This is a genomic window from Paracoccus sp. 228, from assembly GCF_000967825.1.
Lineage (GTDB): Bacteria > Pseudomonadota > Alphaproteobacteria > Rhodobacterales > Rhodobacteraceae > Paracoccus > Paracoccus marcusii.
Genome location: NZ_JYGY01000007.1, coordinates 21,660 through 37,836, shown reverse-complemented (window position 1 = coordinate 37,836; position 16,177 = coordinate 21,660). Strand labels below are relative to the sequence as shown.

Genomic DNA, 16,177 nt, shown 5'->3' with positions numbered 1-16,177 from the left:
TTGAGGTCTGAGGTGCCCCCCAAAAACTGGACACTGACGTAAGCTCTGTTTTTGCTGTCTGTTGATCTTCATCACGAGGGAGATCGACGATGTCGAAACGAAAGCAGCACGCCCCTGAGTTCAAGGCGAAGGTGGCACTTGAGGCGCTGAAAGGCGAGGAGACCGTGTCGGAGTTGGCGAGCCGGTTCGGCGTGCATCCGACGATGATCAATCAATGGAAACGCGCGCTGCTCGATGGCGCGTCCGGTGTCTTTGAACGCGGTGGCCGCAAGGCGCCGGTGATCGACGAAGACCAGGTCCGGGATCTGCATGCCAAGATCGGAGAGCTGGCAGTGGCCAACTCTTTTTTGGAAAGAAAGCTGAAGCCTTGGGGCGGGAAGTGAGGCGCGGCATGGTCGAACGCGACCATCCGGACCTGTCGATCGGCCAGCAGTGCGCTCTGCTGTCGATCCCTCGGTCGTCGTTTTACTATACGCTGCAGGGTGAAACGGACCAAAACCTCGCGCTGATGCGGCTGATCGACGTGCAGTTCCTCGACACGCCTTTCTTTGGCGTCCGTCAGATGACCTGGCACCTGCGCAACGAGGGCCACAAGGTGAACGAAAAGCGCATACGTCGGCTTATGCGCCTGATGGGGCTGATGCCGATCTATCAGAAGCCCAACACCAGCAGGCCAGCAAAAGGTCACAAGATCTATCCCTACCTTCTACGCGGGTTGCGGGTGGAACGGCCAAACCAGGTCTGGTGCGTGGACATCACCTATCTGCCAATGCGTCGCGGCTTTCTCTATCTGGTGGCGATCATGGACTGGCACACCCGCATGGTCCTGGCGTGGCGGATCTCCAATACACTGGACGCCGACTTCTGCGTCGAGGCGCTGAACGAGGCCATCTATCGGTTCGGACCGCCGGACATCATGAACAGCGATCAAGGGTCCCAATTCACATCGTTTGCCTGGACAGACCGCCTGCGGCGGTCGGGCGTCCGCATCTCGATGGATGGCAAAGGCCGCTACCTAGACAACATCTTCATCGAGCGCTTGTGGCGCACCCTGAAATACGAGTGCGTCTACCTGCATGCTTGGGAGACCGGATCGCAGGCACGCGCCGGTGTCCGCAAGTGGATGGAATTCTACAACCACCGCCGGCCGCACAAGGCCCTTGGCGGCCGACCGCCGGCAGTGATCTACTCACTGCAAATCGAAGTCACACAACTCGATCAACAGGAGCAACTCAGAGCTTAAAAAGCGCCAGATCCTGTCCAAGGAAGGGGGAGCACCTCAGTCATCTGACAAGTGGGAAGATAAATCACCCGTGGCTGTGACAGTAAAGAAAACCCAGGTTTTCTTGTCCGTGCTCCCGCCCTACCATGCTTATTGAGTAAACGGCATATTCGGCGTAAAATTATCCGGTAAACAAAACTATGGTAACTTAATCTCAGATACGACGACTTTTCTTACCATCGCGGGCGATTGACCATGAAGATCGGCTATGCACGGGTTTCTACTATCGAGCAGAACTTGGATCTGCAAAGAGACGCCCTGTGGGCTGCTGGCTGTGAGAGGGTCATTGCCGATACTGCCTCCGGGGCGGTGGCTTCTCGGCCAGGTCTTGAGAAGGTCAAGGAGCAACTGCGCGCCGGTGATACTCTGGTAGTCTGGCGGCTCGACCGGCTTGGTCGGTCGTTGCGCGATCTGATCGGCTGGATGACGTGGCTTGACGAGCAGAAGGTCAGCTTGCTGAGCCTGCAAGAGTCGATCGACACCAGCACGATATCCGGAAAGCTGACCTTCCACTTGTTTGGAGCCTTGGCGGAGTTCGAGCGAAATCTGATCCGCGAGCGTACTCAAGCCGGCCTGACTGCGGCACGTTCCCGCGGTCGCAAGGGAGGGCGTCCTCAGGTGCTCGACAAGGATAAACGCGAGCTCGCTGTGCGCCTCTATCATGAGAAAAAAACAGCTATTGCTAAGATTTGCACAATGCTCAGCATCTCCAAACCAACGCTATATGCCTATGTTCGTGCCGCAGAAGCTGCGGGTAAAAATGCTGAACGCTCTGCATAGCTGCCGCTCGCCAGCCACTGTACTGCAGCTGCTTTGATGGGACCTTCCGGCCATTCGTTGCACCTCCAGCTCCCTTCCCCTTGCTATTGCACGGGTCGCTCAGAAGGGCGGAAAGCGGCCATTCGCTACGATTAGGGAAAACGGCCACTTTGGAGGTAACACAACACATTGTCAGTCAGCGACGCCGTCTTCGTCGTCTCCACCGAACAGGTCGGGCTGGTCATCGGACGCCGTAGTCTTACCCGGAGCCTTACGTTGCTCGGGCTTCGGCGCGGGCAGATCGGCTGCGGCGAAACACGGCCCGGCGACGACCTTGTCCAGCACCTTCTCCAACTCAGGCTCCATCGCAAGGGTCGATTCCAAAACCCACAGTAGTTCCAGAAACTCGTCATTCATTCGTGCGGTCCATCGCTCGGGGCGGATGTCGTCCAGCGGCGACGACTTCTTGCCCGCCCGCTTTTTCATCCGATAGCCCAGCCACGACTTCACGACCTCAAGGCCTGACACCTCAAAGTCCCAGACCTCGGGTGCGACCGGGCCAAAGCGACCGTCACCCACGGAAATCTCGCCCTTGGCGGGGTCATAGGCGTAGTCCTCGGGGTAGTGCTTCGGGTCGGACGACACGCCCTTGATCGTCGTAGCCTTGCCCTGCGGCACGTCATCGCCGCACCCGTCGTCCCGGAAGCGCTCGGCATAGGTATGCAGCCAGATCAGCCTGCGCCCGACATTCGCCGCCTCGGCAAAGGTCGCGCCATCCTTTGTCATCGGGACGCGCGGGCCGGGGGTCTCAAGCTCGTTCCAGAAGCGCCTAGTATAGGACTGGCCCCCAAGGAGTGCGTAGACGTAAGCGGCCACATCCTCGGGCGAGGGAATGGTGCCGTATTCCTTACCGAGCGCGTCCAGTAGACCGGCGGTCACGTTGGGCTCGGTCCCGGCGGCGTCCCGGTAGAGGGGAATTACATCCTTGCCGCCCCGCCCACAGAATACGTCCAGATCAGGCAGGTCAGGTGATACGACCATCGCCGCGCCTACACCGAGCATCTTGGTCATAAGCGAAGCAAAGAAGACGTTCCGTTCCCCACGAGCCGTCACAAGCGGCGGACGAAGGTAATCCCCGAGACGATTGTCAATCATTGCAACATGACGGTCAAAGGAACGATAGCAGTAGCGCTCAACTGCCGGCATCGCATCCGTTGCGGTCAAGTCGCCCAAACGCTTTTGTGGTGCGCCAAAGAAGTCGTCGTATTGCCGCACAATCTTTCTGTCTCGCGTTTCCTTAAAAGCTTTCGGGCGGGCATCTAACTTGGTCGCGCGGAACTCCTCCCATCGCTTTTCAAGCGTTTCTTTATTCTCTCCTATGGGCCAGACCCGCTTAAACTGCGATCCACTGTGCTGCCAAGGAAACAGGTCCGTAAGCTCCGGCCAAGAGAAATACTTGGCGAGAGACTTTGGGTAGAAGGGATCCATCCAGTTATCGGAAACAGATTCCCAAGCAAGGGTATCAAGGGCGCCAAGCCCGTCCAATAGAGTAAGCTTTGCCTTCCGGTCGCTTGCTTCTACTCTCAAATACCTGACGGTTGCGGGGGTATCAGTCTTGCGCCCACCGGATCGGACGCCAATGGTTATGGCGACAGGGGTCTGGATGTTAAACACATTCGGGGTTTTTCTGGTGCCCAGAAGATCACCTCCCAGATTCACCACGAAAATATCGTCAAACTCACGGCGCATATATTCTCGCATCCCTACGAAAGCCGGTCCGCCAAGGAAGCTCGATGCGGTGATAAACGTTATAATACCGCCGGTAGTTTGCTTTTCAAAAAGCCGCCAGAGCGCCCACCGCCAGAAATACACATAGTCGTTATACAGGTTTTTCAGATGGACCCCGGCCCCAGCTTTTGTGGCCGGTTCCGTAAAGTCGCGGAAAATCGGGCGCTCGCCCTGTTCCTCCTGGTTTGCGCCACCCTCAAGCTGGTCGCCGAACCTAACCCAGCCCCCTTTGCGTTTCGTCGTCGTATCGCCTTCTTCAATCTGTTGGCGATCATAGGGTGGGTTTCCAAGACAAACGAGAACGTCACCCGTGTTCTTCAACTTCCGCGCGGCCTCGTGTTCTTCAGTGAAGGCCCTATAGGTCAGCGTCAGCATCGGCGGCTTCGAATTTGGGCTTTCGAGCGTGTCGGCTAGGTAGATATTTAGCCGTTTGCCAAGCTTTTCCTCGGGCTCGCCCGCCGCCGCTTTGGCGTCATTCATCGCGCCTTCCAGTGCCTGCGTCAGCCGCAGGTGGGCGACGGCATAAGGACCGACCAGCACCTCGAAACCATGCATGTTCTCAGCCATTTGCCGCGCCCTCGCCGCGACCGCGCCGGGGCCAGACCGCTTGCGCACCTTTTCCAACCCGTGCTTCACCGCCGCGACGGGATAGGTGCCCGTGCCCACAGCGGGGTCAAGGAACACTACGCCATCGTCGGCAAAGCCGAGCTTCTTTCCGAACCGCTTTTCCAGCAGTTCCGAGGCGAGCCGAACCTGTAATTCAACGACCTCGCGCGGGGTATAGTAGACGCCGTAATCCTTACGTAGTTTGGGATCGTAGGCGGCGAGGAAGTCCTCGTAGAAATATAGCCAAAGGTCGGGTTTCGATTATAGAAAGTCCTGCGGGTCAAGCGCTTCGAGCGAGCGTTGCAGCATCTCGAACCCGACTGCCAATTCTTTGCGCGCGTCATCGTGGCCAAGCAGTTTCAGCGTCTGCGCCAGCAAGCCGTTGTTCCTGTCGAGCGTTTTGGCGGCCTCGATCGGGTCAAGCTTCGTCGCCCCTGACAGGCGTGCCAGCAGCATCGCGTAGGTCACGGTCTGGGCGTAAGCATCTGCGAACTTGGCGTCGTCGGAATCGGGGAAGAAGAATTGCCGCCACTCGTTGGCGAGTAGCCCGACCGCTGATCCGGTCTGGGTCAGCGCGTTTTCCACCTCGGATCGCATGAACCGGGTCAGGGGCGCGAGATATTGGGCCAGCGGCGTCGGCTGTTGCGGCACTACAGGCTTCCAGCGGAGGAACGGTTCCAGCAATCGGGCGAGGTCGTCTAAGTTGGTTCCGCCGATGGCAGCCTTGCCCTTCACAGTTGGGTCGTCGGCCAGCTTTACGATAGGGAAGCCGTCCGGTCGCTCGCCAGATTGGTAGAGCGCCCATTCCTGGCCGTCTGTATAGATCAGGTTCGGCAGACCTTTCAGCTTGGCCCACTGCTTCTTATTGTGGTCGCCTTTTAGCTTCGGCGCGTCGGCACCGAGGCCGGGGGCCTTCAACTCGACATAGCCACAGATCAGGCCGCCAACGTAAATCGCTATGTCGGGCCGAACCTTGTGTTCCGAAAGGTGCGTCTCGGTCCGGGTCTCGACCTTCAACCCAAGCTTCGCGCCAGCACAGACGAACAGTGTCGCTACTTTGGGTTTCAACTGGTCTTCGGGGGAAGCCGTTCCGATCAGGGCGAACTTAGCCTTCAGGTCGTCCGCAAATTTCTCAAGATCAGTTACGTCCATCGCCCTGCCGCTACAACTTTGAATTGTTTTAATCGGAATAGCAGATGGTTGTGCCCAAGGATACAGTGAAGGAGAAGCCCGTTACCAAGTCCCGTAAAGACGGCCGGTCTGAGGAAAGAAAAGTAGCACCCTAATCTTCCGCGATGGCGGGAGGGACGAACGTCGGAGAGGGCTCCTTGCGCTTATGCCTTAATGCCGCCTTGACGGCGGATATGCGGGACAAGCTGCCGTTCGCTGCAGGTTCAGCGTCACCCGTCGCTGTAGCGGGAGGCGTTCCGCAGGTGGGAGAACACGCTTTGTGGGACGGCCCAATGCAGCAACAAGAAAAACTTTCTGAGCGACCGAGACTAACCCGATAAAATTTTTAGACCGAAACCTCGAACGGTCACCGCCGATCGAGTCGTCGATAATATTTTCGCTGATTGTTGGTTGGATCGGTCCAACAGAAACAATCGGCAAGCGCGTCCACACTTTGTAGAACACCGAGCAGGGCATAGGCGTTAAACGGATTGCCTGCTCCTGTTTCGTAGTGGCTGACATAGTTCGCCATGACGGAAGGCATGTGATGGTTTTGAATGTCGATGATCTGTTGGGTGGAGAGGACGCAGCGCCCCGCCGCCTGATAAAGTCCAACCGCTGCCGTGATCGCGTCCACATAAGTTGACAACGTGCGCTTGTCGCCCCGCGTCGCGTAGTCAGGCGGCACCGGAACCTCCAAACGGGTAATGATCTGGCCGAGCTTGTATTCAAGATACTGGCGGACAAACGGCTCGCCGATATCTATCTGCCCCGCGTTTAGGTATTGTTCCGCCTGTGTCTTCAGGCGATCCGCTTGCTGCGTGGCGATCATCAGCCGCCCACGGGGCGGCATGCCTTGCAGTTTCTGATGATTCCACTCTGCCGTGCCGTTGAGCCGGTCGAAATACTTTTCGAGGCTCGTATCATGGCTGAGAATGATGAATTGAAGCCCGCCGAGCGGACCGTTTGCCGCACCAAAGCGCAGTTTCGTCCGGATCGTGTCCATCAGGCTAAATTGATGTCCGGCATCGAAACTTGACGTCACATCATCCAGCACCATGAAGCGCGGCACGCCCTGGTGCCTGGTGGCCGCCGCCATAAAGATAGAGGCTGCGACGGCATTGCGGTAGCTCTCCGAGAGGAGCGCCCGCGCGCTTTGGTCGGGAAGGCCGAAAAAGTCCGCGAGCGTCAAATCCACCTGCTCGGTATTATGTGCCCGATTTAGAGTCGGCCGCACGTCCGGACCGCCGCGCATAAGATGCCCGAAAAGCTCCTGACAGTTAGCCTGAATATCCGTGATACGCGCATTGGCGAGCGTGCTTTCCGCCGTTGCAAACTGCCCCGCTACGTTCGTAATGAACCTCTTCCAACGATTAAGCTTTGCGAGCTTGGCCCGTTTTGCCGCGAGTGCCGGAAGGGCCCGCTCATATTCGTTCATGGCGTCGCGGAAGTGCCTGGCATGCCCGAGGGTACGGGTGACGGCGACCAGCGACGGCGGCAAGCTGGCTTGCAGCGTCTCGATCCTGGCATTGATTTCTCCGATCACGCCAGCCCGCTTTGCTTCGAGCGCGCCTAGCGCATCTTTCGCGCGTTCAAGGTTCGCCGTTGAAACCGACGACTGGCGCGCAGCCAACGCCAGAACCGGAGCGATGCGATCAGCGTCCGGAATGCCAAGATGCGGTTGCTCTTCAAGCTGCCGTAGCTTCCCGATGCATCCCGCGCTCTGAACCTGCCGTTTGAGTTCCGCATCTAGCTGATCGGCCTCGTCGTATAGCGCGATCTTTGCTTCCAGCTGATCTTGAAGCGGTCCATCGCCTGCCTTTTCGCAGACGGGGCAGACCTTCGGATCATGCCAGTCCGCACTGTTCACAACTGTGAGCGCGTCTTTCAGCAAAGTGTGGAGACTGGCGGCTCCGACTTTGCGCATGGCCTCGTCACGCGCCTTCGCCATCGCCACCAATTCGTTGATCTCGGCACGTTCCGCGGCCGAAACCTCCAAGCCGCTAAGCGTCATGACTGTGGTGTTGAGGCCATCAAGAGTTTTCCGCGCCGTGCCACCTTCTTCCTGATCAACGATACTTTCAGCGGTTTCAAAATCCAGGTCTATGACCGAGGCGTTGGCAAGGAGCGGTGCGAAGAGTGATATGCTCGCCAGTCCCGCCGTCACCTGCGCTTTCAACTCCGTAGTATTCACTATCTGGCCATCAAACGCGCCAGTTACCTCCTGATGTGCGCTGAGAATGCGCTGTTGTGCGCCTGCAAGCGCGCGGTTTTCCCCAGTGACTTCAGTATCGAGCGTGGATAGCCCAAGATCGCTGTTGATGTTACGAGTGCTCCTTGCCCCGTCGAGCGCTTGTCTTAGCTGGGAATACCGACTCATACCAACCAACGAAGCGAAAGAGCGCCCGCGGTCCAGTGCCGAGCAGTCCACGAGAGAGGCAAAGCGGGGGTAATCGACCAGCACAAAATCTTCGCAAAGATCGGCCAGGAAGCTGTCCGGATCGGTATGGCCGGAAGGAGATGTGACCGCCCGGCTACCCGCGGCAGTCCGGGTGACGGTAATCGACACATCGGGCGTGCTGTCATCGCTCTTGAAAACAAGGGCGATGGTCGCCTGCTTCGCCGGATGAAACTTGTTGACGATGTAACTGGCACCCTGTTCGGCGTCCTGCATCCCTTCCAGGCGAGGTACCGTGCCGTGCAGAGCAAAGTGCAGCGCTTCGAAGATCGAGCTTTTGCCGACCCCGTTGGGCGCATGGACGGAATTGACGGCATCGTGTTTGAATTTCAGCACAAGGGGATCGCCGTCATTGTTTATGCCGCGAAATCCCTCAATGGCGGCGGAGGCTAGAAAATACCGGCTCATGCCGCTGGCCCTTCCGGCAGGTCGTCGAGCGCAGCGAGGACCGCCCGGTTGAACTCCTGAACGGCCTGCCGGGTGCGTGTCGCATCACCGTCGCGTGCCAGCAGCCCCAGATTGTCGAATAGAATACGGGCGCAATCGGCATCGATGCTCTCTGCTTCCGCACGGAAACGGGCAAGGTTGTCCGAGAGTGATAATGCTGGATCGAATTCCATCTGGCAGGCGGCCTTTCCGAGCTGGCGATAAGCCTGCTAATGCTGGCGCCATAGGTTAATTACTAAATATCCGAGCAACTTCACAATGCAATCATTTCGTCGCTTCATCTTTTGGTCAACCATAGGATGAAGCCAACCTCCGTTATCGCGACGGCAGAGACAGTCCGCTATGGGCCGCCTGCTCGCGCTGCACCAGAACTCGCTGCAACCAGCGCGAACGTCGCTGATGGGCTCTTCGCGTCGAGCCCTCCACGCCCTTTGAGCGGCCGCTTCCTATGAAAGCAGGTTAGCGGCACCAATTGAGGACACTTTAAATGGCCAGCGAGCCCAGATAGTGACCAAATGCACCACTATCGTGGCGAACCACGACACGTCCACAGTCATCGTCACGGCATAGTTCGAAGTAGACTGTCAGGATAAATTGCCGAAATCGGCAACTGCATGGTCTGCGCGCAGCTTGGCCTGACCCCCGACTTTGCCCAATCCGGGGCTTATCTGAAAAGCTGGCTGCGCGCCTTGAACGACGACAAGCGCCTGATCTTCAAAGCCGCCAGCGAGGCCCAGAAAGCCGCCGACCTGCTGACCAAGCGCCACCACGTCGAAGAAGAAAGGGCGGCCGCGTGAGCGGCCCCCTGCCCGACCTGTCGTGCCGCAAATGCGGCACGACCAAGCCCCCGGTCTATCTGGCCCCTGTCACGGTCGGGGGAGCCGGAACCTGCATCTGCATCGGTTGTGCGGAAGCGCGCGGTTGGCTGGACCGGGATGGAAACGTGAAACCGGGGATCGCGCTGTGACCTACGAAATCCGCGACGACCCGGACGACCTGCCCATCCCGTGCGCCACCTTTGCCGAAGCGGAGCGGCGCGGCAGACGCCGCGCCGCCCGGATCGGATCGCCCGTTTTGATCTATGAAATCGACAGCCGGGGTGGTGAAAGGTTTGTGGGGGTCTGTTGACCTCCCTGCCCTGCCCCTCTGTCCTGGCGCGCAGGGAGAATGTCTGGCGGGCGGGCTGGCAGCTTCGCCGCCAGCCCGCCCGCCCGAGGCTTCGCCTTACATCGCAGCGCGGCAAGCCGCGCCACATGATCCTGGTGCGTTTCACGCAGACGCCGCCTGAAGGCGGCTTTGGGCGGCAGCTGCGCCGCCGCGGGTGCGTGGGGAAAGGTGCCGCTTTACAGGATGGATTTGACCACAGCCCACTCACGTCCCTTCGCTCTATGGGGGCCGTTCCGTTCGCGGTCTGCAAGCCCGTGGCCGCAAGATGGGCCACGGGTGGACAAATCCGGCTCAGATGCGGTTTTCAGACGTTCGCGCCGCATGCCACAGGCAAAGGTGATCCTGTGTCTATCTTGTATGTCTCATCGGAAGCAGTCAGCTCAATTGTCGACCCGCCCTGCAGTACGGCAATAACATCGTCCCACTCAGTTTCGTCACGAGAGATTGCCGCACCGGCGATCATCGTGCCGGTAAATGTATGAGCCTCAGACTTGAGACTATACGGGCCTTCCAGCGGCTGACCCTGAACCTCAACCTGCAGATGATTTGTAGGTGGGATGAATGCACCGTCAGGGTCGCAGACAGCGGTCAAGGCTATCCCGTCAGATGATACAGTATAGATGTGAAGCCCGCGAAAGTCGGTAGTTTCGTCCCAAGCGAATGCTGGCGCTGCAAGAGTGCAAAGGGCCATTACGGCGCTGGAAATGCGATAGGTCATTTTGAAAAATCCTTGATGGTCTGATCGAGGCTGGAAAACCACAAGGCTTCAACTTGGCCTAATAGTAGCTTTGAGCGAGGCGCTGTTGCACCGCCGCGGACCTGCGCTTGGATTGCTTGGAGGGTTTCAGGCTTGATCCGAGTATTGAGGCGATACCCCCATCCTCCGGTCCCGGATGGTTCGGCCACTTGGGCGACATATCGTGGCTCAAACTTGATAGCGGGTAGACGGCTAAGAGCGGCTTTCATGATGTCTTCGACTTCAAGCCCGGCAGATTGTAGCTTCACCAATGGTGCAACGTGCCTTTTCAGAACCCTCAGACGAAGCGTCACAGGCAGGGCTTTGGACACCTTGTCACGAGGCGGCACGACCAGATCGACAAGCTCATCCGATATTTCAGCCGGTGTATTTTTGCTTGCTACCTGCCCCAGGTCAGCGTTGCGTGCCGTATCAGCATCCATGCGAGGCGAAGGCGTGATGCTTTCTTCTGATGCCAGGGCTTTAGGTGCATCGGTGGGCGCAGGTTCCTCAGGTTGCACCTTACTTTTTGCAGGAGGTGTTTCCGCAATGCGCTGCCGCTTCTGCGCGAAGGCATTGACCGCGCTTTCATCGAGCGGTTTGAGAATCGATTCCCGCGCAGGCTTCTTAGGTTTGTGAAACCCTGTCGCATCTTCTCGGGTAGTCTTGATCAACTCACGCGCCATCTTCTTGCCTCATTTTCCGCCCGCTGAAGACATTGTTGATCAGGGTAATCGCATGGGACATTGCAACTTCCCAATGCGTAACCCTGACGCGATCCTTCGGATCAGGGCTTGTCCTCATTTTTTCAATGATAGCCCCCAAGACACCCTGTTCATCCATTTCCCGATATTGCGCCTTCTCAGGAACCATCGTGTAGAGCGGGTTGAACTGGTCTATGATTTCATAATGCCGTTCAAACTCGCGTTCGCCGATTTTGTCCGGTTTCGGGTTCCCTCTAACATGGGTGAAAAGGCCCGGTTGCACTCTGGCTAGAACGATATGCAATGCCGGAAGCGCACTAGGATTTTCGGAACGCTCCTTTAGGTCATTGTACCAAGATAAAGTTTCTGAAGCTCGCTTTCTGTCACCTCTGGCGTTCATGCAAGGAACTAGAAGAACGTCTGACACACTAGCCAATTCTACAGCATAATCGACGCCCTCCCCTTTTGTGTCGATGATGATGAAATCAACTTCCGGCTCATATTTATTGATGATCTCAAAAAGCTCGTCGCCAGTTTCTGCACGGCGCGCTATCAGCTTTTCGTCCGTGAGATTGTTTTGAACGCCTGTTTGCCACCATTCTACCGAGTCATCGCTTTCATCCATGTCTATGAGAAGGCATTTTTTGCCAGTAAAAAGGAATGCGGAGGCCATCAACTTCGTCATTGTTGATTTTCCCGCACCTCCTTTTTTACTCATCATGCTAATTACTATTGCCATTCGGTAACTCCATTCAGACCGGGCCGCTTGTCTAACGCCAAATGCCGGTAACGCTGTTTGATCCAGCCATCCATTGGGTCAGTATGCCCGGCCACAATGTCTGGTCAACGCGTATTGTCTGCATGCCGTGTCTGTTTGTCTGGTCAGTGTGTCTTGTCTGCGTATCTGGTCTTCCTGTCATGTCTGCATGTCATGTCTGCTTGTAGTGTCTGCTTGTAGTGTCTGCATGTCTGGTCTGCATGTCTGGTCTGCTAGTCGTGTTTGCATGAAGTGTCTGCATGTCTGGTCTGTATGTCTGGTCTGTATGTCATGTCTGCATGTAGTGTCTGCATGGCTTGTCTTAATGTCGCGTCTGCGTGTCATTCGCCGATGTCTTCTATCTTTGTCTAAATTTTAGTGCGTTGGCATACGTCTTTAAGAAATGTCTGCGGAGATTGTCTGCGCCGACTGTCTGCGAGCTGCCGCGATGGGGCGTCATTTAAGGGCTTTCCGGCGCTGAATTTCCGATCTGCGCAATGGGAGAAGGCTTCGCAAGTCACCGCAGCGGCCCTGGAAGGGCCGCTAGGGGCGCAAAGGGCGGTTTCCGCAGTCACTCCCCGTCAGATGGGTGACTTTCGCCCTCAGCGACGCGCTGAGGGCCTCTGCGGCTGTTCTTCGGGTGCATGCTTCGCTGCACCCTCAGTCCAGGCGAATTGAACTCTACCCTCGCCTAAAAGCCGAAATCCTTGACAGTCTTCGTCTTTTAGGCGAGGGTAGAGTGACTGATTGGCAAGAAATGCAATTGTAAGTTTTACACATCTGCCCATGGCATCTGGATCGAAAAAGCTCACCTCCGCCGACGAGAAAAAGATCGTCGCTTCAGTCCGTTCAGGGGTGCCTGTGACGGTTCTGGCGAAGACCTATGGCGTGACCCGTCCGACCATTTACCGAGCTATCAGGAGCTTTCATGAGAAGGCCGAGGGGGCGAATGTCGGCACTGCCAATGTCTCCTTCACTGTCGATTGGAACACGCTTAGGACCTTCGATGCTGTAACGGGACGGCTTGGTTTGAAGAGCCGAGCCGATGCTTTGCGCCGCGTGTGTCGTGTTCCTTCCGCATTTCTAGAGCCTGATCCTGACTTGGCCGATGCCCTGCGCGACGTGGCGCGGGAGCTTTCTGCCATCGGTCGGAACGTGAATCAGTTGGTCGCTACCAAGAACTACGAGGTTCGGCGGGGCGACAAGCTGAAGCTGACCAAGCCGCAGCAGCAGCTCTTGAGTGATCTTCTGGATCACATCGATGGGGTGTCCACCCAGGTCCGCGAGATGGAAGGCAAGCGCGCCTCAGAGACGTTCCGCCGCTTTGTGGCTGGGATGAAGGGGGTGGATGATGGGACGGACTAATGCCGTTGCCGGTGTTTCCACCAAACTGTTCGAGGACGGTTGGGACAAGATCAAGGGCGGTCGTCAGCTGTCCGGTGCCCGGCACATGGCACGCGCTGCGCAGGGGGCATCACCAGCCTTTTTCAAAATGATCCGCACGGGTGGCTGTGCCTCGAAGGGACAGCTGTCGTCGCAGTTCAACTACCTGTTCAGCAAGAGCGTGGATGTGCATGATTCACGCGGTCTTTTGGACGGTGAGAAGCGCCTGACGCCGGAGCAGATCGAGCGTGCCGTGTCACGCTGGACCGACGACTGGCGGGGCCAGATGAACGCGGCCCGGACAAGCCACATGGTCATGTCGTTTCCGCGCGGGGCCAAGCCCACGCATGTCAGCTTGATTGCCGGTGAAATCTGCAAGGAGAAGCTGGGTGGGCGGTTCGACTACATGATCGCCGTTCACACCGACAGTCCGAACAAGAACCCGCACGCCCATATCATCGTCAATCGGCGGGGCAGGGAGTCGGGGGATTATTTCACCCTCCGTCAGGGCACCGAATACACATATCAAGCCTTCAAAGAGGCGATGGTGGATCATGCCGCGCGCTATGGCATCCAGCTTGAGGCCACCACGCGTTTGCAGCGCGGGCATATCAATTACCCCCCCACCGATGGCGAGTGGCTGCGGGCAAAAGAAAAGGCAGTGACGACAGGCACTGCCTTCGAGGCCCCTTCGGGCAAGCCTCGGACCGGTGACGCGCTTAGCCGTGCCACCGAGGAGGTCCGCGATTGGTCCCTGCGCTACCGCGACCTTGCGAGCTACGCCTCGCAAGCGAATTTGCAGGATCTTTCTACCGCATTTGAGAAGGCATCAGCCGTCCTGTCCCAGGGCGGCGTCATTGTATCCAAGGGAGAACCTTACATGTCAGTTCAAGACGACTTTGACAAAGCTGCCGACGGCCTGCGGCGTGCTGTCGATGATGCGGAGGTGCGGATTGCTGACGCGGCTCCGAACCAGCGCCCGGCGATGGAACGCAAGCTGTCCGAGGCGCTGTCCTCGGTCGAGCATATGCAACCGCTTGGCACCCGGTCGCGCGATCTGAGCGAGGCGGCAAGCGAGGAAGGCATCTATTCCACGCATAACGTCCAAGAGGTGAACACCCGCTTTGCGCTGGAAGGCCGCGACAAACTGAGTGCAGCCTTAGACGGGACCGGCATTGATCCGGTCGAGGTCGAGGCCCGGATGCGGGTGGCAGCCAATTCCGCGGCGCTGGAATCCCGGTGGGTCCAGCAGGATTTGCAGGCTGTCGCTGATCTACGTGGGCTTGATCTGCGCGACGACGCGCAGTTGCAGCAGGCAATCGCGGTCGTTGATACGGCCTATGACCGGGTAGCGGCAGACTATGGCGTCGATGACGCTATCTATCAGCGCGCGGCTGCACAGCGCGGTGCGGCAATCGAGACGTCCGAGCCGGGCCATGATGCTGCCGCCCAGATCGAGCGCATCCGCGAGGCCGATGCGCAGGAGAGGGCGCCCGTCACGTCCATCGGGTCGCGCGATGGCGCAGGCACCGATCACGCCGAACTAGCACGCTACGCAAACCCTGTCGGTGCCGAAGACGAACGTAAGCTGCGCGAGGCCATCGAGCGGTCGCTGACCCGCGAGGAATTGGCAGCATTGAAGAACGGCGATGCGGCGGTTCTGCGCGGCGTCGGGGATCGAGAGGACCAGTTGACCTTGGCGCGGGATTATCTGCGCGCCAGCAGTGATCCGACTGCACAGCAGGGCATCGAGCGTGTGAGCGACGAACTGACCGCCGAGCGTGACCGCGTTCGCCAGGAACGCGGCCATGAAGGAGGCGGCCATGAATAAGCTGCGTCTCCTTGGTGGCGTCCTTCTGTTCGCATTGGTTGCAACAGGGTTTGCCTATGTCATCGGAACCGGATTTCTGTCGTTCCGATACGGTTTTAACGGCCAGTATTTGGACTGGACCTGGATTGCGACCGGTTACTTCGCAATCAAGAATAACGACCCGCAAGCCTTCCAGATTCTTAATCTGATCTGGGGCGGGTTTATTGTCTTGTCACTTCTTTTTTCGGCAAAGGTTCTGACGGAGGGATTGACCACGTTTGGTCGTGCCCATTGGCAAAGCCGCCGCGAGTTGAAAGCCAACAAGTTTTTCAAAGAACCGGGACGCGGTTTTGTGGTTGGGAAACTTGGATCGCCAAAGGGCAGGGGGAAATTCCTGTGTTCTGCGTCTTTCCCACATTGCCTGTTGGTGGCCCCGACCGGTGCAGGTAAAGGCATCAGCTTTGTAATTCCAAACCTACTGCTGTTTCAGGGCAGTGCGGTTGTCCTAGACGTCAAAGGCGAAAACTTCGAACTGACCAGCCGCCATCGCCGGTCGATGGGGGATAAAATCTGGCGCTTCGCTCCGCTGGATTGGGATAAACCGAGCCATCGTTATAATCCCCTAGACCGGATCAACGCACTGCCGAACGCAGATCAACGGCAGATGGAGATTCGTCTTTTGGCAGAACTGTTTCTGCAAACCGAAGACGATAGTGCTAAGGGCCTACTGGACGGTGGTATTGACCTGTTCGTGGCTTGTGGCATCTTCGCGATTGAGCGGGGCACTCCGACCCTGGGCGAGATTTACCGTCTGGCATCGGCAGGGGGCGACAAGCAGAAGCAGTATCTGTCCTATGCTGACAAGGTGCAAAGCCCTGCCGCGCGTCTGATGTTTGAGCGGCTTGCCTCGACCAATGACCGCACCCTGACGTCCTACCTGTCGCTCTTGATGACTTCGGGCCTCAGCCTGTGGTCCAACCCCGCAATCGACCGTGCGACAGAGACGAGCGATTTCAGTTTTCATGATTTCCGCCGCACGCCGCAGACCGCGTATTTTGTGGCACCGCCGCATGGCGTTGTTGCAGAACTGAGGCCTGAGGCGTGATTTCC

General features: G+C 57.8%; 15 protein-coding genes and 1 pseudogene. 8 read left to right on the top strand and 8 right to left on the bottom strand.

Annotated features, from left to right (window positions below):
- Positions 1-89 precede the first annotated feature (89 nt).
- A protein-coding gene (locus SY26_RS18040) for an IS3 family transposase (protein WP_232303395.1) occupies positions 90-1,243 on the top strand; the annotation gives its coding sequence in 2 pieces (ribosomal slippage) (positions 90-342 and positions 342-1,243; 1,155 coding nt in all).
- 234 nt (positions 1,244-1,477) lie between these two features.
- On the top strand, positions 1,478-2,062 hold the full coding sequence (locus SY26_RS18035) for a recombinase family protein (RefSeq protein ID WP_046001693.1): 585 nt from the start codon (positions 1,478-1,480) through the stop codon (positions 2,060-2,062).
- Positions 2,063-2,233: 171 nt separating this feature from the next.
- On the opposite strand, the gene SY26_RS21965 is transcribed toward SY26_RS18035, so the two are convergent.
- From SY26_RS21965 to SY26_RS18020, 5 genes and pseudogenes are all read right to left on the bottom strand, one after another.
- Entirely contained in the window at positions 2,234-3,928 is a 1,695-nt protein-coding gene (locus tag SY26_RS21965) for a type ISP restriction/modification enzyme (protein WP_369799457.1), read from the bottom strand.
- Positions 3,929-4,105: 177 nt separating this feature from the next.
- Positions 4,106-4,660 (bottom strand): annotated as a pseudogene (locus SY26_RS21960) (N-6 DNA methylase); the annotation flags it as partial.
- A gap of 36 nt (positions 4,661-4,696) precedes the next feature.
- Complete coding sequence (locus SY26_RS21695) at positions 4,697-5,587, bottom strand: type I restriction enzyme HsdR N-terminal domain-containing protein (RefSeq protein ID WP_052715368.1); 891 nt, start codon at positions 5,585-5,587, stop codon at positions 4,697-4,699.
- A 385-nt stretch (positions 5,588-5,972) separates the two neighbouring features.
- A complete protein-coding gene (locus tag SY26_RS18025; protein WP_046001692.1) occupies positions 5,973-8,471 on the bottom strand; it encodes an AAA family ATPase in 2,499 nt (832 codons plus the stop codon).
- Positions 8,468-8,683 (bottom strand): hypothetical protein, encoded by a 216-nt coding sequence (locus SY26_RS18020; RefSeq protein ID WP_046001691.1) that lies wholly within the window; start codon positions 8,681-8,683, stop codon positions 8,468-8,470. Before SY26_RS18020 ends, SY26_RS18025 begins: the two co-directional genes overlap by 4 nt.
- 420 nt (positions 8,684-9,103) lie before the next feature.
- On the opposite strand from SY26_RS18020, the gene SY26_RS18015 reads away from it, so the two are divergent.
- From SY26_RS18015 to SY26_RS21265, 3 genes are read left to right on the top strand one after another with little or no spacing between them, the layout of a single operon-like run.
- Positions 9,104-9,307 carry a zincin-like metallopeptidase domain-containing protein gene (locus SY26_RS18015; RefSeq protein WP_369799456.1) on the top strand — a complete coding sequence of 68 codons (204 nt, stop codon included), beginning with the start codon at positions 9,104-9,106 and terminating at the stop codon, positions 9,305-9,307.
- Complete coding sequence (locus SY26_RS21270) at positions 9,304-9,477, top strand: hypothetical protein (protein ID WP_156118012.1); 174 nt, start codon at positions 9,304-9,306, stop codon at positions 9,475-9,477. The genes SY26_RS18015 and SY26_RS21270 overlap by 4 nt, the downstream gene beginning before the upstream one ends.
- Positions 9,474-9,638 carry a hypothetical protein gene (locus tag SY26_RS21265; protein WP_156118013.1) on the top strand — a complete coding sequence of 55 codons (165 nt, stop codon included), beginning with the start codon at positions 9,474-9,476 and terminating at the stop codon, positions 9,636-9,638. Before SY26_RS21270 ends, SY26_RS21265 begins: the two co-directional genes overlap by 4 nt.
- 343 nt (positions 9,639-9,981) lie before the next feature.
- On the opposite strand, the gene SY26_RS21260 is transcribed toward SY26_RS21265, so the two are convergent.
- From SY26_RS21260 to SY26_RS18010, 3 genes are read right to left on the bottom strand one after another with little or no spacing between them, the layout of a single operon-like run.
- A complete protein-coding gene (locus tag SY26_RS21260; RefSeq protein WP_156118014.1) occupies positions 9,982-10,395 on the bottom strand; it encodes a hypothetical protein in 414 nt (137 codons plus the stop codon).
- The gene (locus tag SY26_RS21255) at positions 10,392-11,099 is read right to left on the bottom strand and encodes a hypothetical protein (protein ID WP_157020525.1); all 708 of its coding nucleotides are present in this window, start codon (positions 11,097-11,099) and stop codon (positions 10,392-10,394) included. Before SY26_RS21255 ends, SY26_RS21260 begins: the two co-directional genes overlap by 4 nt.
- A complete protein-coding gene (locus SY26_RS18010) occupies positions 11,089-11,856 on the bottom strand; it encodes a ParA family protein (RefSeq protein WP_081994979.1) in 768 nt (255 codons plus the stop codon). Before SY26_RS18010 ends, SY26_RS21255 begins: the two co-directional genes overlap by 11 nt.
- A 765-nt stretch (positions 11,857-12,621) precedes the next feature.
- On the opposite strand from SY26_RS18010, the gene SY26_RS20075 reads away from it, so the two are divergent.
- The 3 genes from SY26_RS20075 to SY26_RS17995 are packed head-to-tail and all read left to right on the top strand — an operon-like array spanning position 12,622 to position 16,172.
- Positions 12,622-13,239, top strand: a complete 618-nt coding sequence (locus tag SY26_RS20075; protein ID WP_157020524.1) for a hypothetical protein — start codon at positions 12,622-12,624, stop codon at positions 13,237-13,239.
- The gene (locus tag SY26_RS18000) at positions 13,223-15,088 is read left to right on the top strand and encodes a relaxase/mobilization nuclease domain-containing protein (RefSeq protein ID WP_084693915.1); all 1,866 of its coding nucleotides are present in this window, start codon (positions 13,223-13,225) and stop codon (positions 15,086-15,088) included. The genes SY26_RS20075 and SY26_RS18000 overlap by 17 nt, the downstream gene beginning before the upstream one ends.
- Positions 15,081-16,172, top strand: a complete 1,092-nt coding sequence (locus SY26_RS17995; RefSeq protein WP_084693937.1) for a type IV secretory system conjugative DNA transfer family protein — start codon at positions 15,081-15,083, stop codon at positions 16,170-16,172. The genes SY26_RS18000 and SY26_RS17995 overlap by 8 nt, the downstream gene beginning before the upstream one ends.
- Positions 16,173-16,177 lie beyond the last annotated feature (5 nt).

Bases quoted from the DNA above. Each gene is read 5' to 3' on its own strand.
- SY26_RS18035 (WP_046001693.1), top strand. From the start codon at position 1,478: ATGAAGATCGGCTATGCACGGGTTTCTACTATCGAGCAGAACTTGGAT.
- SY26_RS21695 (WP_052715368.1), bottom strand. From the start codon at position 5,587: ATGGACGTAACTGATCTTGAGAAATTTGCGGACGACCTGAAGGCTAAG.
- SY26_RS18025 (WP_046001692.1), bottom strand. From the start codon at position 8,471: ATGAGCCGGTATTTTCTAGCCTCCGCCGCCATTGAGGGATTTCGCGGC.
- SY26_RS18020 (WP_046001691.1), bottom strand. From the start codon at position 8,683: ATGGAATTCGATCCAGCATTATCACTCTCGGACAACCTTGCCCGTTTC.
- SY26_RS21260 (WP_156118014.1), bottom strand. From the start codon at position 10,395: ATGACCTATCGCATTTCCAGCGCCGTAATGGCCCTTTGCACTCTTGCA.
- SY26_RS21255 (WP_157020525.1), bottom strand. From the start codon at position 11,099: ATGGCGCGTGAGTTGATCAAGACTACCCGAGAAGATGCGACAGGGTTT.
- SY26_RS18010 (WP_081994979.1), bottom strand. From the start codon at position 11,856: ATGGCAATAGTAATTAGCATGATGAGTAAAAAAGGAGGTGCGGGAAAA.
- SY26_RS18000 (WP_084693915.1), top strand. From the start codon at position 13,223: ATGATGGGACGGACTAATGCCGTTGCCGGTGTTTCCACCAAACTGTTC.
- SY26_RS17995 (WP_084693937.1), top strand. From the start codon at position 15,081: ATGAATAAGCTGCGTCTCCTTGGTGGCGTCCTTCTGTTCGCATTGGTT.